This is a genomic window from Limnohabitans sp. (assembly GCF_034680285.1).
Lineage (GTDB): Bacteria > Pseudomonadota > Gammaproteobacteria > Burkholderiales > Burkholderiaceae_C > Limnohabitans_A.
Window position 1 is genome coordinate 142434 of the sequence record NZ_JAXITC010000002.1, and the last position, 21761, is coordinate 164194.

Genomic DNA, 21761 nt, shown 5'->3' on the forward strand with positions numbered 1-21761 from the left:
GGTCCAGTGTTCATCGGGTCACAAAATCGCGGGGCGGTTCGGGCTTGTGCCAAAACGGTACTTTTTTCAGCCACAGCAGCAAGGCGTGCCAATGGATGCGGGCCACCACCCCCAAGGTCAGCAGCGGAAATCGCCACACCACGCGGCGCAAGGCCGTTGAGGTGGCGGGTTCGAGCACACCGCTCCAACTGGTGTCAATCAAGGGGCCATCGGCATCGCCATGGTCCACACGCGCCACGATGCGGTCTTGCCCGCCGTGCGTCACGCGCATGAAGCGAAAGCGGTACTCGCCTTGCACATCACAAAAAGGTGAAACGTGGAAAACCTTGTGCGCCAGCATGGTTTGACCATATTGAGGCTCGGGCAAGAGGTAGCAATGGCGCTCGCCAAAGGTGTTGTTCACCTCCGCCACGATGGCGGCCAGCCGACCATCGGCGCGGTGCACATACCAAAAACTCACAGGTTTAAAGGCGTGGCCCAGCACACGGGGGAAAGCCTGCAGCCAAACTTCGCCCGTGGCGTCTTCAATCCCTTCACGCTGTAGCAACTCATCGAGCCAGGCCAGTGCGCCGCCAGTCTCGACGGGCCGACCATCGCCGTGATCGGCGTCATGAAAGGCAAACCAAGCGCGGCGGTTGATGGCCAATGCCGTGGTGCAGTTACCCGCTTGCATGCTGCGCATGGGCAACATCAAAAACGCTGTCGGGTACGCAAAGGCATGGTGCGCAGGGCGGTGGCGTGTGTGCCGCACCTGGCCCCAACCGATGAGCGCAGTGGCAGGCTTCATGCAACCCACTTGTCGTGCGACGATTTGCTCTGATCACCGATCAGCTGAAGCAAAGACCGGCCCACTTGCAGGCCAGACTTCAGGCCGTCTTCGTGGAAGCCATAACCTGTCCAAGCCCCTGCGTACCAAGTGTGCTGCTGGCCTTGCAACAGAGGCAAGCGCTTTTGCGCTTCGATGGCGGCCAAGTCAAACACCGGGTGGGCGTAGTCGTATTCACCCACGATGGTGGCCGGATCGATGTCTTGCAGCGGGTTGAGCGAAACCACCACGGGCTGTGCAAATGGGATGCGTTGCAAACGGTTGAGCAAGTAATGCAGGCACACCCGCGAGGACTCGCGCTCGCTGCTGGCCGCACGCTCATAGTTCCAAGCAGCCCAAGTCTTGGGCTGGGCAGGCAACACGCTGGCATCGGTGTGCAGCACGGCGCGGTTTTCTTGGTAGCGGATGGCACCCAGCAAACTGCGCTCATAAGTGCTGGCCTCACGGAGCATGCCGAGTGCCTGGTCGGTGTGGGTGGCAATGACCACTTGGTCAAAGCGCTCTGCATGCCCATCGGTGACGATGCGCACGCCTTGTGCGTCGCGCTCAATCAAGCGCACAGGCGTGTTCAGGCGTTTGTCGTGCACGCCTGCCAAAATTTTCTCGACGTAGTTTCGAGCACCGCCCACCACGCTGAACCACTGGGGGCGGTTCGTCACCTGAATGAGGCCGTGGTTGTGACAGAACCGGATCATGGTCGCGACCGGGAACTGCAGCATCTGATCGGTTGGGCAACTCCAGATGCAGCCGAGCATGGGCAAAAAATACCAATCGCGAAACGGCTCGCTGAACTTGTGCGTGCGCAAAAAGTCTGCGAGTGGCTGCTGCAGCTCTGTTTCTCGCTGCTCTTTGGCAATGCGGGTGCACAGTGCATTGAAACGCATCACATCAGCCAACATGCGCCAAAACCGTGGGTTGACCAAGTTGCTGCGTTGCGCGAACACGCTGTTCAGGTCGGTGCCGCTCCACTCCAAAGTGCGGCCGTTCAGAGCGCCCGGCACCTTGACCGAAAACGACATGTCAGACGGCGCAGTCTCGACATTTAGGTCGGCGAACAGGTTGATGAGGTTGGGGTAGGTGCGTTCATTGAAAACCAAAAAGCCGGTGTCCACACCGTGCGTGACCATGCCTTGCGGCGTGGGCAGGGTGATGTCCACCGTGTGGGTGTGGCCGCCAAAGTAGTCTCCAGCCTCAAACACGGTGATGTCGGCATGGTATTTCAAGGTATGGGCCACGGCCAAGCCGGAAATACCCGAACCCACAATCGCCAGTTTCATGCGCGGCTTGCTTGTCGCGCTCATGGCTGGGCTTTCAAGGCTTTGTCGATGGCCGACAACAGCGTTTTGCTTTCCGGCCCAGTCATGCTGCTGTACTGGTCAATGACCTTGCCGTCACGGCCAATCAGGTATTTGTGAAAGTTCCAGCGCGGCTTTTGCCCTGTTTGTGCGGTCAACTGTTTGAACAGAGGCGCAGCGCCATCGCCTGTGACCTGTGTTTTGGTGAACATGGGGAATTTCACGCCAAAGGTACTCTCGCAAAAGTCAGCGATCTCTTTGTTGCTGCCTTTCTCCTGTGCAAAGTCATTCGAGGGAAAGCCCAAAACAACCAAGCCCTTGTCTTTGTATTGGCCACTCAGCGTCTCCAAGCCCTTGTATTGCGAGGTGAAGCCACAAAAGCTGGCGGTGTTGACCACCAAAACCACTTTGCCCGCGTATTGGCACAAAGACTGCGGCTTTTCGTCCTGCAGACGGTCAAACGTGTGGTTCAAGAGCGCGGGGCACGTGGCTGTCGGGCTGGCGGCTTGAGCCATCTGCACAAGCAAACCGAGCACTGCTGCCAAGATGACCCAAGCCAAGCGGCTGACCCAAGGATTGACTCGTAAGTTATTCATTTGCACTTAAAAACCTATTTTGTGACTGATGAGTTTAAACTCGATTCTTCAGATTGTCACTTTTGCCCTTGCGCTCAAGGAAAGCACCATGACCAAACCCTCAGGTTTCAAAGGGAACAAACAGGATTTGCCCCAAAAACCCTGTCTGGTTTGCGGCCGTCCCATGAGTTGGCGAAAAAGCTGGGCCAAGAACTGGGACCAGGTTTTGTACTGCAGCGACCGCTGCCGAGCCGCCAAAAACAAAGCACCCGTGACGAAAGTGCCCGCATGACCCGCCACCTGATATTGGTCCTGGGTGACCAGCTGGGCTGGGACAACCCCGCACTGGACGACTTTGACCCAAGCCAAGACCGTTTGTTGCTGATCGAAGCCGACAGTGAAGCGCAGGAGGTCTGGAACCACAAAACCCGCATTGCCTTGTTTTTGTCAGGCATGCGCCACTTTGCCAACGAAGCACACCGCCGCTGCAGGCCCTGCACCTACTTGAAGCTGGACGACAGCGAGCTGCCCATCGACTTTGCAGGACGCTTGGCCCATGCGCTGCACACGCACGCCCCCCAAGCCTTGGTGGTCATGGAGGTCGGGGCCTGGCGCATGGAGCGGCTGATTGAAGACGCCGCCGAACAGGCGCAGACACTGCTGCGCTGGGTGGCTGACACCCACTTTTTGTGCAGCCGAGCCGCGTTTGCCAAATGGGCGGGCGACAAAAAAGAGCTGCGCATGGAGTTCTTTTACCGCGAGATGCGCAAGCGCCACGGGATCCTGATGGAGGGCAAAGAGCCGATTGGCGGCCAATGGAACTACGACGCCGAAAACCGCAAAGGCTTTGGTGCCAAAGGCCCCGGCACCGTGCCGCCGCCCGCCCGCTTTGCGCCAGACCGCGTGACGCAAGACGTGATCGACATGGTCAACACACGTTTTGCAGAGCACCCCGGCACGCTGGACCACTTTGCCTGGCCCGTGACGCGCGAAGACGCGTTGGTGGCGCTGCAACACTTCATTGACCAGCGATTAGAGAACTTTGGCGCCTGGCAAGACGCGATGTGGACCACGCTGCCCTTTGGCTGGCACGCCCTGGTGGGCAGCAGCCTGAACCTGCACTTGCTCAACCCACGCGAAGTGGTAGCGGCGGCCGAGCAGGCTTATCACGCACGCGGCCTGCCGCTGGCCAGCGTGGAAGGCTTCATCCGCCAAGTGCTGGGCTGGCGCGAGTTCATCCGCGGTGTTTATTGGCTAGACATGCCCCACCTGGCCGAGGCCAACCACTATGGCCACACCCGCGACCTGCCCAAGTGGTACTGGACAGGCAACACCCACATGACCTGCATGCAAGCGACCATCGGCCAGACCCTGCAACACGGTTACGCGCACCACATCCAGCGGCTCATGGTCACGGGACAATTTGCGGTGTTGGCAGGGCTATCACCGCAGCAAGTCAGCGCCTGGTACCGCGCCATGTACGTGGACGCGGTGGAGTGGGTGGAAACGCCGAACACGCTTGGCATGGCCCTGCACGCCAACGGCGGGCGCTTCACCAGCAAGCCTTATGTGGCCAGCGGCCAATATGTGAGCCGCATGAGCAACTACTGCAAAGGCTGCCGCTACCAACCCGAGGTGCGCACAGGCCCCAGCGCCTGCCCCATGACCACGCTGTATTGGGACTTTTTGATCCTCCACGAAAAAGACTTTGCCGGCAACCCGCGCACCGCGCTCATGGTGAAGCATGTGGGCCGCATGAGCGAGGAAGACAAAGCCCAGATACGGACCCAGGCCGATGCCACTCGGGCAGGGCTGGACAGCGTCTGAGACGCCACGGTCATTTGCGCCGACTGATTTGTTGGAGCACATGCTGCTTGAAGGCCAGCGCCAGCGGTGAGAGTTTTTTGCCCGCTGGGTAGACGATGTGCCAGGCTGAGGGCAGGGGAAAGCCCTGCACATCGATCACGCTGACGCCGTTTTCTTTTTGGTGGCCATGCAGAGCGTGGCGTGACACCACGCCGACGCCCAATCCACCCGCCACCGATTCCTTGATGGCCTCGTTGCTGCCCAGCTCCAGCCGCACATCGGGGCGGAACTTCATCTGGCGGAAAAACTGGTCGCCTGCCATGCGTGTGCCCGAGCCTTTTTCGCGAAAGATGAAGCGACGCTGCACCAACTCATTCAAAGGCACGGCGCTACGTTTGGCCAAAGGGTCGGACGTAGAGGCGATGACCACAATCGGGTTGGGCATGAAGGCCTCGTCGCCCAAGTCCATGTCTTTGGGTGGCATGGACATGATGTAGAGGTCATCGCGGTTGTCACGCAGACGCTGCACCACCCCGTCGCGGTTCAGGATTTCGAGCGACACATCAATCGCCGGATGCCGCTTGCAAAAGCTGCCGATCAGGTGCGGCATGAAGTACTTGGCCGTACTCACCACGGCCACCCGCAGCTTGCCACGCGACAAGCCCTTCGCTGCATCCACGTTTTGCTCAAAAGCATCCCAGGTCTGTGCCACCGCTCGGGCTGTTTGCGCCAACTCCTGTCCCACCTGGGTCAGGTAAAGCTTTTTGCCCACCAGTTCGTACAAAGGCAAGCCCACGGCCCCAGCCATGTCCTTGAGTTGCATCGAGGCCGTGGGCTGAGTCACATGCATCACTTTGGCCGCTGCACTCACACTGCCAGTTTCAGCCAGTGCCAAGAACAAGCGCAGTTGTCGAAAGGTGATGTTCATAGATTTTTATCTATAGTCAAACGCATAAGAATCGATTTTACAAGCAGCACGGCAATTTTTATGATCAAAGCAAGGAACCACACCATGCAAAATCTGATCGACCCCGCCATCCTCTTTTTCATTTTTGGCGTGCTGGCGGGCACCGTCAAATCGAACCTCGAAATTCCGCCCGCCATCTCTCGCTTCCTTTCTCTCTACCTGCTAATGGCCCTGGGTCTCAAGGGTGGTTTTGCGTTGTCGCAATCAGGCCTGACTGCGACCGTGGGCATCAGTCTGGCCGCCGCCGTGACGCTGGCCATCGTCATTCCTCTCATTGGCTACACCGTGTTGCGTCGGTTTGTATCGGGCTTTGACGCAGCGGCTGTCGCGGCCACTTATGGTTCGGTCAGCGCCGTGAACTTTGTCACAGCGGTGCAAACGCTAGAGAACCAAGGCGTGCCTTATGGCGGCCACATGGCCGCGGCCATGGCCCTGATGGAATCACCCGCCATCATCCTGGCTGTGGTGTTGGCCAATTCGCTGCGGCAAAAAACGGCCTCGCAGGTCGTGGTGCAAGCGGGTGGAGCGGCCGTTCTGGGTGGGCCCATATCGCCTGCTGGCAGCTCTGTCGGCAAAATTCTTCACGAGTCTTTCACCGATGGTGCGCAGTTGCTGCTGCTGGGCGCGATGGTCATCGGTCTGATCACGGGCGAGGCTGGCAAAGAAGCGATGGCGCCCTTCTCAGTGGACCTGTTCAAAGGCATGCTGGCCTTCTTTTTGCTCGACATGGGCTTGATGGCGGCACGCAACCTGCCGCAAGTCAAGGGCCAGTCGCCCGTGTTGATCGCCTATGCGGTGATCGGCCCCCTGGTGCACGCAGGCCTAGCCCTGGGTCTGGCCATGCTCTTGAAACTGAGTCCGGGTGACGGGGCCTTGCTGATGGTGCTGGCGGCCAGCGCGTCTTACATCGCCGTGCCCGCCGTGCTGCGCACCGCCTTGCCTGAAGCCAAACCTGCGCTCTATTTTGGGCTGAGCCTGGGGCTGACCTTTCCCTTTAACATTGTGCTGGGGATCCCGGTTTATTTGGCTGTGGCGCAGTCCGTTCTGACCTGACGTTGACGGGTTTTCAGTGTGCCCCTAAACCGAGCGCATCAAGCCACCATCAACCCGAATGTTCTGGCCCGTGATGTAGGCCGCGCCTTCGGAGGCCAAAAAGGCGATGGTCGCGGCCACTTCCTCACTGCTACCGTAACGTTGCATGGGCACACTTTGGCGGCGCTGTTCCTGGGCGGGCAGGCTGTCGATCCAACCGGGCAGCACGTTGTTCATGCGCACGTTGTGCACGGCATGCTCGTCGGCAAACAGTTTGGTGAATGCGGCCAAGCCTGCGCGCGCCACGGCTGAGGTCGGGAACATCGAACTGGGCTCGACCACCCAGGCGGTGGAGATGTTGACGATGGACCCCGCCTTTTGCTGAACCATGATGGGCGCCACCAGCCGCACGGCGCGCACCACGTTCATGAAATACATGTCCATGCCCAAATGCCACTGCGCATCGGTCAATTCCAGCAAAGGGCCCTTGGGGCCGTGGCCTGCGCTGTTGACCAGCACGTCGATGCGGCCCCAACGCGCCATGGTTTGATCGACCAGTTTTTGCAGGTCTTCACTCGATTGGTTAGAGCCCGTCAGGCCGATGCCCCCCAACTCACGGCCCAGCGCCTCGCCCTTGCCGGACGAAGACAACACCGCCACCTGAAAACCATCTTGCGCCAGCTTGCGGGCCGCCGCTGCGCCCATGCCACTGCCGCCACCCACCACCATCGCTACCTTGTTGCTCATGTCTTGCTCCTTGTTTGTGTGAGTTTTCTAAACATGCGGCCAGACCACTGCCCCAAATCATCCAGGTAAGTGAACACCACCGGCACCACCAGCAAGCTGAGCACCGTGCTGGTGAGCAAGCCGCCGATCACGGCAATGGCCATGGGCGAGCGGAAGCTCGCGTCGGCTGCGCCCCAGCCCACAGCAATGGGCAACATGCCCGCACCCATGGCAATGGTGGTCATGACGATCGGGCGTGCGCGTTTGTGGCAAGCGTCCAAAATCGCGTCCCAGCGGCTCATGGGGGCCACAGCAGGGTGGTCGCCCTCAGCCGGTTTGCCGCGCCGCGCTTCGATGGCGTATTCCACCAGCAAAATCGAGTTTTTGGTGGCGATGCCCATGAGCATGATCAGGCCAATGAGCGAGGGCATGGAGAAGCTCTTTTGCGCGATGAGCAAACCCACAAACGCACCGCCCAATGACAGCGGCAGCGCCGCCAAGATGGTGATGGGGTGCAAGAAGCCTTTGAACAGCAGCACCAACACGATGTAGATGCACAGCACACCGATCATCATGGCCAGACCAAAGCTGGCAAAGAGCTCGCCCATGACTTCGGCGTCGCCCACTTCCACCACCTTCACGCCCGGTGGCAAGCTTTGCAGGGCAGGCAGCTTTTGCACTGCCGCCGTCACATCACCCAGCGGCATGCCCGACAGCTCGATCTCGAAGTTGATGTTGCGCTGGCGGTCGTAGCGATCAATGACCGCCGGGCCGCCCGCCACCTCGATGCTGGCCACCTGGCCCAGCATGACGGGGCCACGGCTGCCGGGCACCATCAGGCGCTCGAGTGTGCTCAGATCATGCCTCGACTCGTCACCCAACTTCACGACGATGGGCACCTGCCGCTCCGACAAATTGAGCTTGGGCAATGCCTGGTCGTAGTCGCCCAGCGTGGCCACACGCAAGGTGTCGCTGATGGCCGCGCTGGTCACGCCCAAGTCAGCCGCCTTGGCAAAATCGGGACGCACCGCGATCTCGGGGCGCACCAAGCTGGCGGTGGACGCAATCGACCCCAAGCCCTGGATGGTGCGCAGGTCACGCTCCACCGCCATGGCGGCGGTTTGCAGGGCTTGCGGGTCTTCGCCCGTGAGCACCAACACGTACTTCTCGCCTGAGCCGCCCAAGCCCACCTTGCTGCGCACGCCGGGCAGCTGTTGCAAAGCGGTGCGGATGTCGTTTTCAATCGCTTGCTTGCGCGGGCGTGTGCCGCGCTCGCTCAGCTGAATGGTGAGCGTGGCCTTGCGCACTTCGGCCGCGCCGCCACCCGCAAACGGGTCACTGCCTGCGCTGCCGCCGCCAATGGTGGTGTAGACGCTCTTCACGTTGTTCACCGTCATGAGCAGTGTGCGGGCGTGTTCGGCACTGGCCTGGGTTTGCGCCAAAGTCGAACCCGGTGGCAGCTCCACATAAACCTGGGTTTGCGAGTTGTCGTCTGGCGGGATGAAGCCCTTGGGCAACAAAGGCACCAGCATGATGGAGCCGATGAAAAACAGCGTGGCCAGCACCATGGTGACCAAGCGGTGCTTCATGCACCAAGTGGCCCAGACCATGTAGCGCTTAAGCCAGCCGGGTTCGTGCGCGGCCGTGACGATGGGCTTCAAGATGTAAGCCGCCATCATGGGCGTGAGCACCCGCGCCACCACCAGCGAGGCAAACACCGCGAGCGACGCCGTCCATCCAAACTGCTTGAAAAACTTGCCCGGAATGCCACTCATGAAAGCCGTGGGCAAAAACACCGCAATCAAGGTGAAGGTGGTGGCAATCACCGCCAAACCGATCTCGTCGGCCGCTTCCATGGCCGCCTGATACGGCGACTTGCCCATGCGCAAATGGCGCACGATGTTTTCCACCTCGACAATCGCGTCGTCCACCAGCACGCCAATCACCAAAGACAGCGCCAGCAAGGTCACCACGTTGATGGAAAAACCCAAGTAAGCCATGCCAATGAAGGCAGGGATGACCGACAGCGGCAGCGCCACCGCCGACACAAAGGTGGCCCGCCAGTCGCGCAAGAACAGCCACACCACCACCACCGCCAAAATCGCGCCTTCGTAAAGCAAGACGAGTGAGCCGTCGTATTCCTCTTCCACCGGGGTCACGAAGTCGAAGGATTCGGTGATCTCGATGTCCGGGTTTTGCAAGCGGTATTCGGACAGCGCCTGGCGCACCAGGCGGCCCACGGCCACTTCGCTCTCGCCCTTGCTGCGCACCACCTCAAAGCCGACCACGGGCACACCGTCCAAAGTCGCTGCCGAGCGGGCATCCGCCAGCGTGTCGCTCACCGTGGCCACTTGGTCCAGGCGAACGCTGCCGCCTCGGGATGTGGCCAGCTCGATCTGACCCACCTCTTGCGCCGTTTTGACGGTGGCCAGCGTGCGCACAGGCTGCTCGCCCGCACCCAAATCCATGCGACCACCCGAGCCTTCTTGTTGCACCTGCTTGAGTTGGCGCGAGACTTCGGCTGCCGTAATGCCCAGCGATTGCAGGCGGTTCACATCGAGCGCCACACGCACCTCACGCGTGACTCCGCCCACGCGGTTGACGGCACCCACACCACGCAGCGACAAGAGCTTGCGGGTGATGTCTTTGTCCACCAACCACGACAAGGCCTCGTCGTCCATGCGCGACGAGCGCACCGTATAGGCCAGCACGGGCGAGCCGGCCAGGTTGAGCTTTTGCACCACCGGGTCACGCAGGTCACCGGGCAAATCGGCCCGCACACCCTGGATGGCCGAGCGCACATCGTCCACCGCTTCTTGGGTGGGCTTTTCCATGCGGAATTCGGCGGTGATGGACACCACGCCGTCTTGCACCTTGGTGGTGATGTGTTTGAGGCCTTGCAGCGGCGCCAGCGCGTTTTCAAGCTTGCGGGCCACATCGGTTTCGAGCTGCGAGGGCGCGACACCGGGCAAGCTGGCAGTCACCGAGATGGTGGGCACGTCCAAGTCCGGAAAGTTTTGCACCTTCATCGAACCAAAAGCGATGAAGCCTGCCACCGTCAGCAGCACAAACAGCATGACGGCCGGGATCGGGTTGCGGATGGACCAAGAGGAGACGTTGAGCATGACGTCCCTTTATTTGGCGGCTGGGGCTGCTGGAGGCGCCGGGGCGTCCACCACACGCACCGTGTCGCCGTGGTTGAGGAATGCACCGCCACTGGCCACCACGCGGGCATCGGCTTTCAAGCCGCTCACCACCTCCACGCGGTCACCGCTTTGGCGGCCGGTTTGCACTTTGAGCTGGTTGACTTTTTGGTCGACTCCGACGGTGTAGACATAACTGAAGCCATCGCGCACCACCACCGCCGCTTGCGGCACGGTGAGCGCCTGGCTTTGGCCTAGGGCGATCTCGCCTTGGGCGTACATGCCTGCCCGGGCGCTGCCGGTGGCTGTTGGCAAGTCGACGTAGACCAAGGCATTGCGGGTTTGTGCATCGACCGAAGGCGCCACCATGCGCACTTTGCCTTGCAGCAACTGACCGCTGGCGGCTTTGATCTGCACAGGCGCACCCACCTGGATGCGGCCAATTTCGGTGGCCGTCACTTCAGCCCGCCACTCGATGCGACCTTGGCGAATGAGGCGGAACAACTCGGTGCCCGCACCCACCACGCTGCCCACGGTGGCCTGCCGGGCTGAGATGACGCCGGCATCGGACGCACGCACCTGGGTTTGCGACAGGCGCACGTTTTGCAGCTGCACCATGGCGCGGGCCGACTGCACGCGGGCCACAGAAGAGGCCTCAGCGGCCAGCGCTTGGCTCAATTGCGCATTGCTAAAAAAGCCTTGCTGCTGCAGGCTGCGGGCGCGATCTGCTTGGGATTTGGCCTCTTGGGCGCTGGCCGTGGCTTCGGCCAAAGCGCCTTCGGCCTGTGCCAACTCGGCCTGCAAGCTGTCGGCTTGCAAAACAGCGAGCACATCGCCGCGCTGCACCCGGTCGCCCACATTCACGCGCACCTCGGTGATCTTCAGGCCATTGGCCTCGGCACCCACGATGGCTTCTTGCCAAGCGACCAGGTTGCCGTTGGCGCTGATTTTTTGCGCCAAACTGCTGGCTTGCGGGGTGGTGACCGTGACCGTCAAGCTGGGCTTGCTGACTGCGCTGGCTGACCGCTCATCTGCAGCCCATGCCATGCTGGCGTTCCCCAGCGAAACGCACACCCAAACCGCCAAACAACCACCCACTTTTTTCATGACGCTTCTCATTGTTGAACGCCTCGTTGGCGCCTCAAGAGTTTAGCGGTTGAACATGACCGTATGGGGTCTATACCTTTCGATCAAGGGGTGTATGCAAGGCTCATTGCATGACGGATTGCCAAACTTTCAAGACCGCATCACGCTCAAGGGCCAATTGAGCCACGGGAACATCGGTGGGCTCTTCGTTCAGGCGAGCGTGGTGTTGAACCCGGCGCATTTCTCGGTACGCATTGGCCGCAGCATGGCCCATACCTTCGGGCAACAAGCCCACCGTTTCCGCACGTTGCAGCAGCGCGATGTTGCCCACGTTGGCGGCCAACTCGGGGTGGGCTGCGGTGTGCAGCAGCACCAAAAACTGAACGGCGAACTCGGCATCCACCATGGCACCCGGGCTGTGCTTCACATCAAAACGATCGGCCTTAACCGGGTGACCTTGGCGTACCCGCTCACGCATGGCCACGATTTCGGCTTTCAAACTGGCGGCGTCACGGTTAGCACCGATGACCGCGCAGCGCACAGCGTCAAACTGAACCGCCAAGCTCGGCAAACCCATGACAAACCGGGCCCGGGTCATGGCTTGGTGCTCCCATGTCCAAGCGGTGTTGCTGCCGCGCTGCTGCTGGTAGTCGGCGTAGGCTTCAAAACGTGTCACCAGCAAACCCGAGTTGCCATTGGGGCGCAGTGCGGTATCGATTTCGTACAAATCACCTTCAGCTGTTTTGACCGTCATCCAGTTGATCAACTTGCGCACATAGTTGGCATAGATTTCCTGGGCGCGTTCGTCTTCGTCTTCATAAACAAACACAATGTCCAGGTCACTGCCATAACCCAGCTCCTTGCCGCCCAACTTGCCGTACGCAATGATGGCAATCGCAGGCTCTTCGCGGTGACGGTTTTTCAGCCGACTCCAACACCAGCGGGCCGTCACACGCAGCACCGCATCGGCCAAGGCACTCAAATCGTCAGCCACTTGCTCCACCGTGAGCACACCTTCCACATCACGCGCCAGCGTGCGGAACTGCTCAGCATGGTGGGCGCGGCGCAGCAAATTGAGCAAGCTTTCCTCGTCATCTTCGCCCGTGCGTTGCAGGGCCAACAAACGGGCCTGCAACTCCCCTTCAAATTCGGCGGCATCAAAGCGGCTGTCAAACAGATTGCCGCCAGCCAGCTCATCGATCACCCCCGGGTGCTGCAGCAGGTATCGGGCAGGCCACTTGGCCGCCCCCAAAAGGCGCAACAAGCGCTCGTGAACCGAAGGCCGCTCGAGCATGAGGGCCAAGTAACTCTCACGGCGCAGCAGGGGCTCGATCCAGTCGACCATCCGCAGAACGGCTTCCTCACTCACGCGGCCCACGTCCAGCCACTGGGCTGTGCGTTGCAACAAACGCATCAAGCGGCCCCGCGCATCCTCGCGCAATGCTTGTACACGAGGGTTATCCGCCCACTGCGTCAAACGTTCACGCAGCGCGCCATTGAACTCGGTCAGTACCGCATCCAACTCGGCGGGTTCACGGGTGTTTTTTCCGCTCTTGCTGTTGCAGGTTTTGCAATCGCGGTCTCCACCCAACAAGGTGTCGAACTCTTGCGCCACCACTTCACGGTGCGCATCCAGGTCGACGAGAAATGCCCCGGTATCGGCGTAGGCCATCGTCTGCGCAATCCAGGCCAAATCGTCGTCGCGGGTAGGCAAGACATGGGTTTGCTGGTCGTCCAGGTACTGGATTCGGTGCTCCACCTTGCGTAAAAACACATAGGCAGCACCCAAGGCGGCGGCGGTGGTCTGCGGCATGAGCCCGGCTTTGGCCACGCGTTGCAAAGCGTCCAGGGTGGGGCGGGTGCGCAACTCCGGAAACTGACCGCCTCGCACCACCTGCAAAAGCTGAACGGTGAATTCGATCTCGCGGATGCCACCGCGCGACAGTTTCACGTCGTTAGCGCGTTCGGGATGGCCCGCGCTGCGTTTGGACGCGTGGTCACGGATTTGTTGGTGCAGCGTGCGCAGCGACTCAAAGACGTTGTAGTCAAGGTAACGCCGAAACACAAAGGGCAGGACCACCCCCCGCAGTGCCTGGGCTGAACCATTGAGCACCGCACTGCGTGGGGCCACCACGCGGCTTTTCATCCAGGCAAAGCGCTCCCATTCGCGGCCTTGCACGAGCAAATACTCTTCCAAAGCATCCAGCGACACCACGCTGGGGCCGGAGTTGCCGTTGGGGCGCAGCGCCAAGTCCACCCGGAACACAAAGCCGTGCTCGGTGGTCTCGCCAATGAGCGCGTACATGCGCTTGACGGCGCGGGTGAAATACTCCTGACACGAGACCTTGTTTCGCCCTTCGCTGTTGCCCAAGCTCTGTCCGTCTTGGTCGTAGACATAAATCAGGTCAATGTCACTCGACACATTCAACTCGCGGGCACCCAACTTGCCCATACCCATGATCCACATTTCGGCACGTTGACCATCGGCTTTGGTTGGTGCGCCGTGCAATGCGTCCAAATCTGCCGACACCTGTTGCCAAGCCATGTCGAGCGTGACCTCGGCCAGCCACGTCATGCCGTAAGTGACTGTTTGCAAGTCCGCTCTGCCCGAACAGTCCAGCCAAGCCAAGCGCTCCAGCGTGAGCTGACGCAAGACGCGCAAGGCGGCGCTGGTGTCCAGCCCCCGAGACACCAAGGCGTCGTAGGCAGCACTCAAGCTGTCGCGGGTGGGCGGGCCAGGGGGCAAAAGAGGCAGCTCTGCGCCATAACGGCGGTGCAAACGCTGCAGAAAGCGAGAATACAGCGGCAAATCGTCCAGGCCGACATCATTTGTGGCGGCGATCTCGTCCATCGGCTGGCTGCGGGTCATAATTCCTGCTGACTTTCTAATTCAAATGGTTGCGCCGTCTTTGCCACTTTTCCCCCGTCTGATCCATGTGCTGTCGCGCCTTGTGCGGCTGATCGCGTGGATCTTGTTGTGCGTGGGTCTTGTGCTGGGCATGGGCTGGGCAACCCTGCATTTTTGGATTGTGCCGCGAATCGGCGAGCATCGCCCGGCCTTGGAGCGCTTAGCCCAGCAAACCCTCGGGGTTCCGGTTCGCATCGGCCAAATCTCGGCCGAATCGACCGGCTGGGCCCCCTCGTTTGAATTGCGCGACATCGCTTTGCTTGACCCCGAAGGTCGCACCGCTTTAAGCCTGCCCAAGGTGTGGATCGCCATCAGCGTGCGCTCGGTGATGGGCCTGAAGCTGGAGCAACTGGTCTTGGATGCGCCTGAGCTGGACATTCGGCTCTTGGCCAATGGCCAATGGCGCATCGCCGGGCTCGAGATGAAACAAAGCTCAAGCGGCGACAACGCGGTCACCGATTGGTTGTTCGCTCAACGCGAAGTGGTTGTGCGCGGCGGCACGGTCCACTGGACGCGAGAAAAACCGACAGCGTCTGCAGCCCTAGAGGTGCCCAAGACCTTGTCCCTGCGGGATGTGGACGTCTTGTTGCGCAACTCGGCCAGACACCACGATGTGCGGGTGGACGCCACCCCCCCAGAAGAGGGTGGTCAGCGCTTCGTCACCATGGGGCGCTTTAAGCGCAATCTGTTGTCTCTGCATCCGGGTCGATGGGCCGACTGGACTGGACAGGTTTATGCCTATTTTCCGCACATCGATGTGGCGCAATTGGGCACGCACTTGCCACTCAATAATCCACTAGCCGCTGGCCAAGGCAGCCTGCGCGTGTGGAACGATGTGACCCAAGGGCAATGGGCTGGCGGGCTGGCCGATGTCAACCTCACCGGACTTCAAGCGGCATGGGCACCCGACAAGGCTCCGCTCGGATTTGAACGCTTGTCTGGACGTTTGGCGGCCAAGGTCAACCCACTGGGTTTTGCGGTCTCGACCCAGCAACTGGCTTTTGTGAGCGATCAAGGCTTGGTTTGGCCCGGCGGCAACGTGGCCCTGAGCTTCAACCACCCTCAAGGCAAATCCCCTGCGCGAGGTGAACTGCAAGCCGATCAACTTGACCTTGTAGCCCTGCGCGACATTGCTTTGCGCATGCCTTTGCCCGAGACTTGGCGGCAGAACTTGCAACTGCAAACCGTCCGCGGTCAGGTGGATGCGCTCCAATGGCGCTGGCAAGGTGACTGGGAAAAGCCCCTCACTTACGACGCACAAATTTCGGTGCAAAACCTGTCGCTCCCCACGCCTGAAGCCCCCCCCGCCCATTCGGCCATCCGCTGGCCTGGCGTTCAGGGCGCACAAGTCAAACTCAAGCTGAACCAAGACAGTGGCCGCATCGATGTGAGCATGGGTGCAGATGGGGCCATCTTTTTGCCGGGCATTCTGGATGAACCAGAGGTGCCTGTGCAGAGCTTGCAAGCTCATGCATTGCTCAAACACGAGTCCGAAAAGTGGCATGTGCCCGAATGGAAACTGCAGGTCAGCAACTCAGACCTGCAAGGCGAATGGCAAGGTCAATGGCATCCGAGCGCTCAAGGAGAGGGACCCGGGAAACTGGACTTGCAAGGCAAGATCAAGCAAGTCAACGCCTTTCGTGCTTACCGCTACCTGCCCCTGACGCTGCCCAAAGACGTGCGCCAATACGTGCGCGATGCGGTGCGCAAAGGGGTGTATTCAGATGTTCAGATGAAGATCAAAGGGGACTTGGCCAAACTGCCCTTCACCAACCCCAAAGACGGCGAATTCCGCTTCGCTGGTCGCATTCAAGACGTCGAGCTGGACTTCTGGCCAGCGGCCTTGCAGCCACGCCAAAGCTTGCCTTGGCCTCGCCTGCACCAACTGACGGGCCAGCTGGTATTTGACCGCTTGAGCATGAAGCTGAGCAAGGCTTCCGCAAGGGTAGACGACGCACGATCAGGCCTGACTTTGAACGACGGCGATGTCGAAATCGCCAACATGGCCAACTCGGCGGTGCTGAACGTTTCGGCAGAAAACAAAGGCCCAGCCGGTCAAGTGCTGGGCTTGGTGCAAAAGTCACCCTTGGATGCCCTGTTGTCAGGCGCATTGCGCCAAACACAGGCAACAGGCAACGTGCAAACCCGCTTCAAATTGACAGTGCCCTTGCTCAACCCGATCAACACCAAGGTTCAAGGCACCGTGGTGCTGGCCGGAAACGATGTGCGCATGACGCCTGAGACGCCCTTGCTGGAGAAGCTCCAAGGCAACGTGCAATTCACCGAGTCGGGCTTCAGCTTGAATGGTGCACAAGCGCGGATGATGGGTGGCGCAGTCCGCATCGAGGGGGGCATGCGGCCCATGCCCATCGGCTCTGGCGCACCGAGCAACGAAGTCAGCTTGCAGTTGCGTGCACAAGGCCAGGTGACCGCCGAAGGACTGCGCCAAGCCAAAGAACTTGCACCACTGAACGAGTGGGCCAAACAAGCCACTGGTGCCACCAACTACAGCGCACAACTGGGCTGGCGGCAAGGACAACCAGAATTCACGCTGCAAAGCCAGCTGGACGGTCTGGCGCTGAATTTACCTGCGCCCTTGGGCAAATCTGTGGCGTCCATTGCACCCATCTCCTTGCGCACACGGGTGAGCGGCTCGGGCACCAGTCTGCGGGAACAACTGCAACTGGAATGGGGCAACATCGCTTCTGCCCACTATGTGCGGGACTTGTCGGGCAAAGCGCCCGTGGTGCTGCGCGGCAGCTTGACCTTGGGTTTGCCCGCCTCTCAAGCCCCGGCCATGCCAGCCTCTGGCGTGAGCGCCACGGTGGCACTCGATAACCTGATGCTGGACGATTGGCAAAATCTGCTGCCCAATGACCCAAGCCCCGCAACACGGCCGGGCGGCGCAGCCTTCGGCAGTTGGGATGCCTATGCGCCGAATCGCATTGGCCTGCAAGCCAACACCATCCAAGCCGACGGCCGCACTTTGCACCAAGTGGTCGCCGGGGGCCTGCGTGAAGGCAACACCTGGCGAGTGAACGTCGATGCACGCGAACTCAATGGCCATGTGGTCTACCGCCAGCCCTCGGGAGATCAATTGGGTCACCTCTTTGCCCGCTTGTCGCGCCTGAACTTGCCGCCCTCCAGCGTGTCCGACGTCGAAGGCCTTTTGGAGACCCCACCCGTCAATTTGCCAGCACTGGACATCGTGGTGGACCAACTCGAATTGCGTGGCAAAAAACTCGGCCGGGTCGAGATTGAGGCCCTCAACCCAGAGCAACCCAAATCACGCGCCAGGGTGGCCGCCGAATGGCAGTTGAGCAAACTCAACGTCACCTTGCCCGAAGCCACTTTGCGCAGCACCGGGCGATGGCTCAAAACCTCCGAAGGCAGCTCACAACGCAAAACGGAGATGAACTTCAAACTGGACGTGTCCGATGCGGGCGCCTTGTTGACCCGGCTGGGCACGCCCAATGCTTTGCGTGGGGGTTCGGGCCAACTGGAGGGCGTGGTGTCCTGGCAAGGCTCGCCCTTGGCTCTGCATTACCCCAGCATGTCTGGACAATTTGGCGTCACCATGGGTCGGGGGCAATTCCTCAAAGCCGATGCCGGGGCCGCCAAATTGCTGGGCGTCTTGAGCCTGCAAGCCTTGCCGCGTCGTTTGCTGCTGGATTTTCGCGACGTGTTCTACGAAGGTTTTGCCTTTGATTCGGTGCGAGGAGATGTCACTATTGCACAGGGAATCGCCCAAACCCGGAACATGCAAATCAAAGGGGTCAATGCGCTGGTGCAACTCGACGGCTCGGCCGATATTGCCCAGGAAACCCAAAAATTGAGGGTGGTGATTTTGCCATCCCTCGATGCTGGCACGGCCTCGTTGGTCGCAGGCATTGCGGTCAACCCTGTGGTGGGTCTCACGGCATTTTTGGCCCAATTGTTTTTGCAAAAGCCCTTGATCAAAGTGAACACGCAAGAGTTTCTGATCGATGGCAGCTGGACGGACCCCCGAGTGACCAAAGTCAACAGTGATGCCAAAGCATCGCCAGCCGTCACCACCTCTCCTTGAAACCCATGAACCCGCTTGGCGCCACCCGCCCAATGACCACTCAGCGGCAGTTTCTGAACCAGGCCCGAGCCAAGCTCGACGAATCTCTGCCATGGGATTCGGGTCGTCGTTCCTTGTGGGCAGCACTCATTGCATTGGTCTTGGCGGTCTTGGTCACGCTGGTCTGGCTGGCTGGACGTTATGAAGCGAGTCAAGTACAAGCCGAGCTGGAACAAGACACCGCCAACGCTGTGGGTGACTTGCGTGGCGGCCTGAGGCGCCAAGTTCAGGCCTTGCAGGCATTGCAATCAAGTCATTTTTCACCGTCCGACTGGCAAACCAGAGCACTGGAATTGCTGCGTGATAACCGGGACTGGCTGCGCGTGGAGTGGCGTGACAAATCATGGCAACTCCAAGCTTTTGCGGACTCGCCTCTGCGCGCCTCTGCATTTGAACGCATTGCCCGCACCGACGTGCTGAACGATGCCAACCAAGCCTGCCAGCGAACCAAGCGACTCAATGGCCCCGCCTACTCCAGCACGTATTTTCTCCCTCAAAGCGATGGCCTGGGCATGGAGGTGATGGAGCTGTGTTTGCCGGTGACGCAATCGGGTGATCTCCTGGGCTACATGGTGGTGACCTACAGTTTGCAGGAGCTGCTGACCGAGCGTCTGGGCGCCACTTTTGGGCGCAAAAACGAGTTGTCCTTCATCGAGCCAGATGGCACAAGGCTGGCGATTGCTGGCACACAAAGACGCGAACAACGCGTCTTCACCAGTCAACAGCTGGTGGACTTGCCAGGCAACACTTTGTTGCTGCGCATGGACGGCCGCCGCGGAGCCCCGGACTTGTTTCCGAACGTATTGACGGCCTTGGTCACGGGCATGTCCATGGCGCTGATCACGGTGATGGTGCTGCTCACCAAAGACGCCCGGAGACGCCAAAAAGCCGAACGGGATCTGGCTGAAGCATTGGCTTTTCGCAAAGCCATGGAGGACTCACTGGTCACCGGGCTTCGGGCTCGGGATCTGAAAGGCTGCATCACCTATGTGAATCCTGCGTTTTGCCAAATGGTCGGATGGGAAGCCGAAGCGCTCATTGGGAAAAATGCGCCCATGCCCTACTGGCCGCCCGAAATGGTTGACGAATACCAGCAGCGTCAGGCGATTCGTATGGCGGGCAATGTGCCACCACGAGAAGGCTTTGAGTCGGTGTTCATGCGGCAAGACGGTGAACGCTTTCCGGTGCTCATCATCGAAGCCCCGCTGATCAGTGTGCGGGGCGAGCAAACAGGATGGATGGGTGCCGTGATCGACATCAGCGAGCAGCGCCGCATTGAGGAAGTGTCTCGCGCCAGTCAAGAACGGCTGCAAGCCACCGCCCGTTTGGCCACCGTGGGTGAAATGGCGTCCTTGCTCAGCCATGAGCTGAACCAGCCCCTGGCAGCCATTGCCAGTTACGCCAACGGCTCGCTCAATCTACTCCAAGACCCCCAAGCCGTGCCGCAAACCCTGGACGATGTGCACATGGCCTTGCGGCGCATCGCCGAACAAGCCGAACGGGCTGGTCGCGTCATCAACAGCGTGCACGACTTTGTGCGCAGACGCGACCAAAGCCGAGAGCCGGTGCCCCCCCAAGCCCTGCTGGATGCCATTGCACCCCTGATGAACCTGCAAGCTCGCAAACTGCAAGTTCGTGTAGTCATGCGGGTTGAGCCCCACCTGCCTTCTGTCTGGTGCGACCGCACCATGGTTGAGCAGGTTTTGCTCAACTTGGCGCGCAATGGCATGCAAGCCATGGATACACCGCAATGCCTTGACCGGGTCTTGGCGTTGCAAGTCCAGCGAACCATGACACACGCTGAAGAAGCTGGCGTTGAATTCAGTGTGACCGATCTGGGCGCTGGCATTGGACCCGATGTGGCAGCGCAATTGTTCAACCCCTTTTTCACCACCAAAGTCGAAGGCATGGGCTTGGGTCTGAGCCTGTGCCGTACCGTGGTCGAACAACATGGGGGGCAATTGGAGTTTGAAGAACTGCAACCCCAAGGCACGGTATTTCGCTTCACCTTGCCTGTGGCCAACAGCAGCAAGCCAAACCTGTCCAACGCCTAAAATCGCCCCATGCAACTTCCTTTTGACAGCATGGTCTACATCGTGGACGACGACATCGGCGTGCGTGAAGGCATGGCCTGGCTGTTGCGCACGCGGCGCTTGTTGAGTGAGTCTTACGACAGCGCCGAAACCTTTTGGGAAATGCTGCAAACCAACCCGCCAAGTGAATGGCCTGCCGCTACACCATCACCCAGCCATTTGCCCTTGGCATTGCCCCGGCAAGCGGGTTGCATTTTGCTCGATGTGCGCATGCCCGGCATGAGTGGTCTGGCTCTGTTTGAACAGCTTCAAGCCTGCGGCATCGCGCAAGCTTGGCCCGTGATTTTTTTGACCGGACATGCTGACGTTCCGACCGCGGTGGACAGCGTCAAACGTGGCGCCTTTGACTTTTGCGAAAAACCCTTTTCGGACAACGCTTTGGTCGACCGGGTTGAACAAGCGCTGCTGCTGTCCGAAGAGCGCCTGAAAGCCCGCACGCAACAAGCATTTTTGCAATCGCGTCTGGGTGAATTGACCGAGCGCGAACGCGATGTGATGCGCTTGGTGGTTGAAGGTTTGCCCAACAAACTGATCGCCGACCAACTGGACATCAGCGTGCGCACTGTCGAGGTGCACCGCTCGCGCGTGTTTGACAAAATGGAAGTGAAGTCGGCTGTCGAATTGGCCAATTTGTTGCGGGCGCTGACATGAGACGGACTTGGGTGCCGCCCTTGACGAACGGGTTCAGCCGCTCCCCTCATTGCGCAGGCCTGCTCATGGTTTTGGCTTTGTTGTTGTCTGGCTGCTCAGCCCCCCCAAAGCCGAGCGACAGCCCGCACGCGCCAACGCCAACGGAGAACCGCAGCGCTTACCACCCCAAACGCAACGACTTGGCCTTGTTTGCTCTTTCTTTGCTCGACACGCCTTACAGCTGGGGCGGTCGTGGGCCGGCCACAGGATTTGACTGCTCAGGTTTGGTGTCGCATGTGTACCGCGAAGCCGCGGGTTTACCTGTGCGCGGCAGCTCGGCCGATCTGGGCAAAAAAACCCGCCCGGTCGATCCCTCGCGCATCCAACCCGGTGATTTGTTGTTCTTCAACACCTTGGGCGCTCGCCATTCGCATGTGGGCATCTATGTGGGAGACGGCCGTTTTGTGCATGCCAGCAACCCGCGAACAGGCGTTCGGGTCGACCAACTGAGCAACCGCTATTACGCGCAGCGCTTCGAAGGGGCGGGCACGCTACTGGACTGATGCAGC

Annotated in this window: 15 protein-coding genes; 7 read left to right on the plus strand and 8 right to left on the minus strand. The window is 60.2% G+C overall.

The window, feature by feature from the left end:
* Positions 1 to 10 precede the first annotated feature (10 nt).
* Genes SWE17_RS02465 through SWE17_RS02475 form a run of 3 tightly spaced genes read right to left on the minus strand, consistent with a single transcriptional unit; the run spans position 11 to position 2717 of the window.
* On the minus strand, positions 11 to 787 hold the full coding sequence (locus SWE17_RS02465) for a DUF1365 domain-containing protein (protein ID WP_322991543.1): 777 nt from the start codon (positions 785 to 787) through the stop codon (positions 11 to 13).
* Positions 784 to 2103, minus strand: coding sequence for an NAD(P)/FAD-dependent oxidoreductase (locus tag SWE17_RS02470; protein ID WP_322991698.1), 1320 nt, complete (start codon positions 2101 to 2103; stop codon positions 784 to 786). Before SWE17_RS02470 ends, SWE17_RS02465 begins: the two co-directional genes overlap by 4 nt.
* A 20-nt stretch (positions 2104 to 2123) precedes the next feature.
* Positions 2124 to 2717, minus strand: a complete 594-nt coding sequence (locus SWE17_RS02475; RefSeq protein WP_322991544.1) for a glutathione peroxidase — start codon at positions 2715 to 2717, stop codon at positions 2124 to 2126.
* Between the two features lie 88 nt (positions 2718 to 2805).
* Between SWE17_RS02475 and SWE17_RS02480 the strand changes: the two genes are divergently transcribed.
* Together SWE17_RS02480 and SWE17_RS02485 are read left to right on the plus strand one after the other, a co-directional pair.
* Positions 2806 to 2988, plus strand: a complete 183-nt coding sequence (locus SWE17_RS02480; RefSeq protein ID WP_322991545.1) for a DUF2256 domain-containing protein — start codon at positions 2806 to 2808, stop codon at positions 2986 to 2988.
* Positions 2985 to 4523: a cryptochrome/photolyase family protein gene (locus tag SWE17_RS02485; protein WP_322991546.1), complete on the plus strand. Its 1539-nt coding sequence runs from the start codon at positions 2985 to 2987 to the stop codon at positions 4521 to 4523. The genes SWE17_RS02480 and SWE17_RS02485 overlap by 4 nt, the downstream gene beginning before the upstream one ends.
* Positions 4524 to 4533: 10 nt before the next feature.
* Here the strand turns inward: SWE17_RS02485 and SWE17_RS02490 are convergent, their stop codons facing one another.
* Entirely contained in the window at positions 4534 to 5430 is an 897-nt protein-coding gene (locus SWE17_RS02490) for a LysR family transcriptional regulator (protein WP_322991547.1), read from the minus strand.
* An 84-nt stretch (positions 5431 to 5514) separates the two neighbouring features.
* Between SWE17_RS02490 and SWE17_RS02495 the strand changes: the two genes are divergently transcribed.
* The gene (locus SWE17_RS02495) at positions 5515 to 6522 is read left to right on the plus strand and encodes a sodium-dependent bicarbonate transport family permease (RefSeq protein WP_322991548.1); all 1008 of its coding nucleotides are present in this window, start codon (positions 5515 to 5517) and stop codon (positions 6520 to 6522) included.
* A 24-nt stretch (positions 6523 to 6546) separates the two neighbouring features.
* Here the strand turns inward: SWE17_RS02495 and SWE17_RS02500 are convergent, their stop codons facing one another.
* The 4 genes from SWE17_RS02500 to glnE all read right to left on the minus strand — a co-directional run bounded on the left by SWE17_RS02500 (position 6547) and on the right by glnE (position 14325).
* Positions 6547 to 7248 (minus strand): SDR family oxidoreductase, encoded by a 702-nt coding sequence (locus SWE17_RS02500; RefSeq protein ID WP_322991549.1) that lies wholly within the window; start codon positions 7246 to 7248, stop codon positions 6547 to 6549.
* Positions 7245 to 10352: an efflux RND transporter permease subunit gene (locus tag SWE17_RS02505; RefSeq protein WP_322991550.1), complete on the minus strand. Its 3108-nt coding sequence runs from the start codon at positions 10350 to 10352 to the stop codon at positions 7245 to 7247. Before SWE17_RS02505 ends, SWE17_RS02500 begins: the two co-directional genes overlap by 4 nt.
* Positions 10353 to 10361: 9 nt before the next feature.
* A complete protein-coding gene (locus SWE17_RS02510) occupies positions 10362 to 11477 on the minus strand; it encodes an efflux RND transporter periplasmic adaptor subunit (RefSeq protein WP_322991551.1) in 1116 nt (371 codons plus the stop codon).
* A 103-nt stretch (positions 11478 to 11580) separates the two neighbouring features.
* A complete protein-coding gene (glnE, locus tag SWE17_RS02515) occupies positions 11581 to 14325 on the minus strand; it encodes a bifunctional [glutamate--ammonia ligase]-adenylyl-L-tyrosine phosphorylase/[glutamate--ammonia-ligase] adenylyltransferase (protein ID WP_416234954.1) in 2745 nt (914 codons plus the stop codon).
* Positions 14326 to 14365: 40 nt separating this feature from the next.
* Between glnE and SWE17_RS02520 the strand changes: the two genes are divergently transcribed.
* Genes SWE17_RS02520 through SWE17_RS02535 form a run of 4 tightly spaced genes read left to right on the plus strand, consistent with a single transcriptional unit; the run spans position 14366 to position 21755 of the window.
* The gene (locus SWE17_RS02520; protein ID WP_322991552.1) at positions 14366 to 18430 is read left to right on the plus strand and encodes a YhdP family protein; all 4065 of its coding nucleotides are present in this window, start codon (positions 14366 to 14368) and stop codon (positions 18428 to 18430) included.
* Positions 18431 to 18435: 5 nt separating this feature from the next.
* Entirely contained in the window at positions 18436 to 20523 is a 2088-nt protein-coding gene (locus tag SWE17_RS02525; RefSeq protein WP_322991553.1) for a PAS domain S-box protein, read from the plus strand.
* A 9-nt stretch (positions 20524 to 20532) separates the two neighbouring features.
* Entirely contained in the window at positions 20533 to 21213 is a 681-nt protein-coding gene (locus tag SWE17_RS02530) for a response regulator transcription factor (protein ID WP_322991554.1), read from the plus strand.
* Entirely contained in the window at positions 21210 to 21755 is a 546-nt protein-coding gene (locus tag SWE17_RS02535; protein ID WP_322991555.1) for a C40 family peptidase, read from the plus strand. Before SWE17_RS02530 ends, SWE17_RS02535 begins: the two co-directional genes overlap by 4 nt.
* Positions 21756 to 21761: the final 6 nt, after the last annotated feature.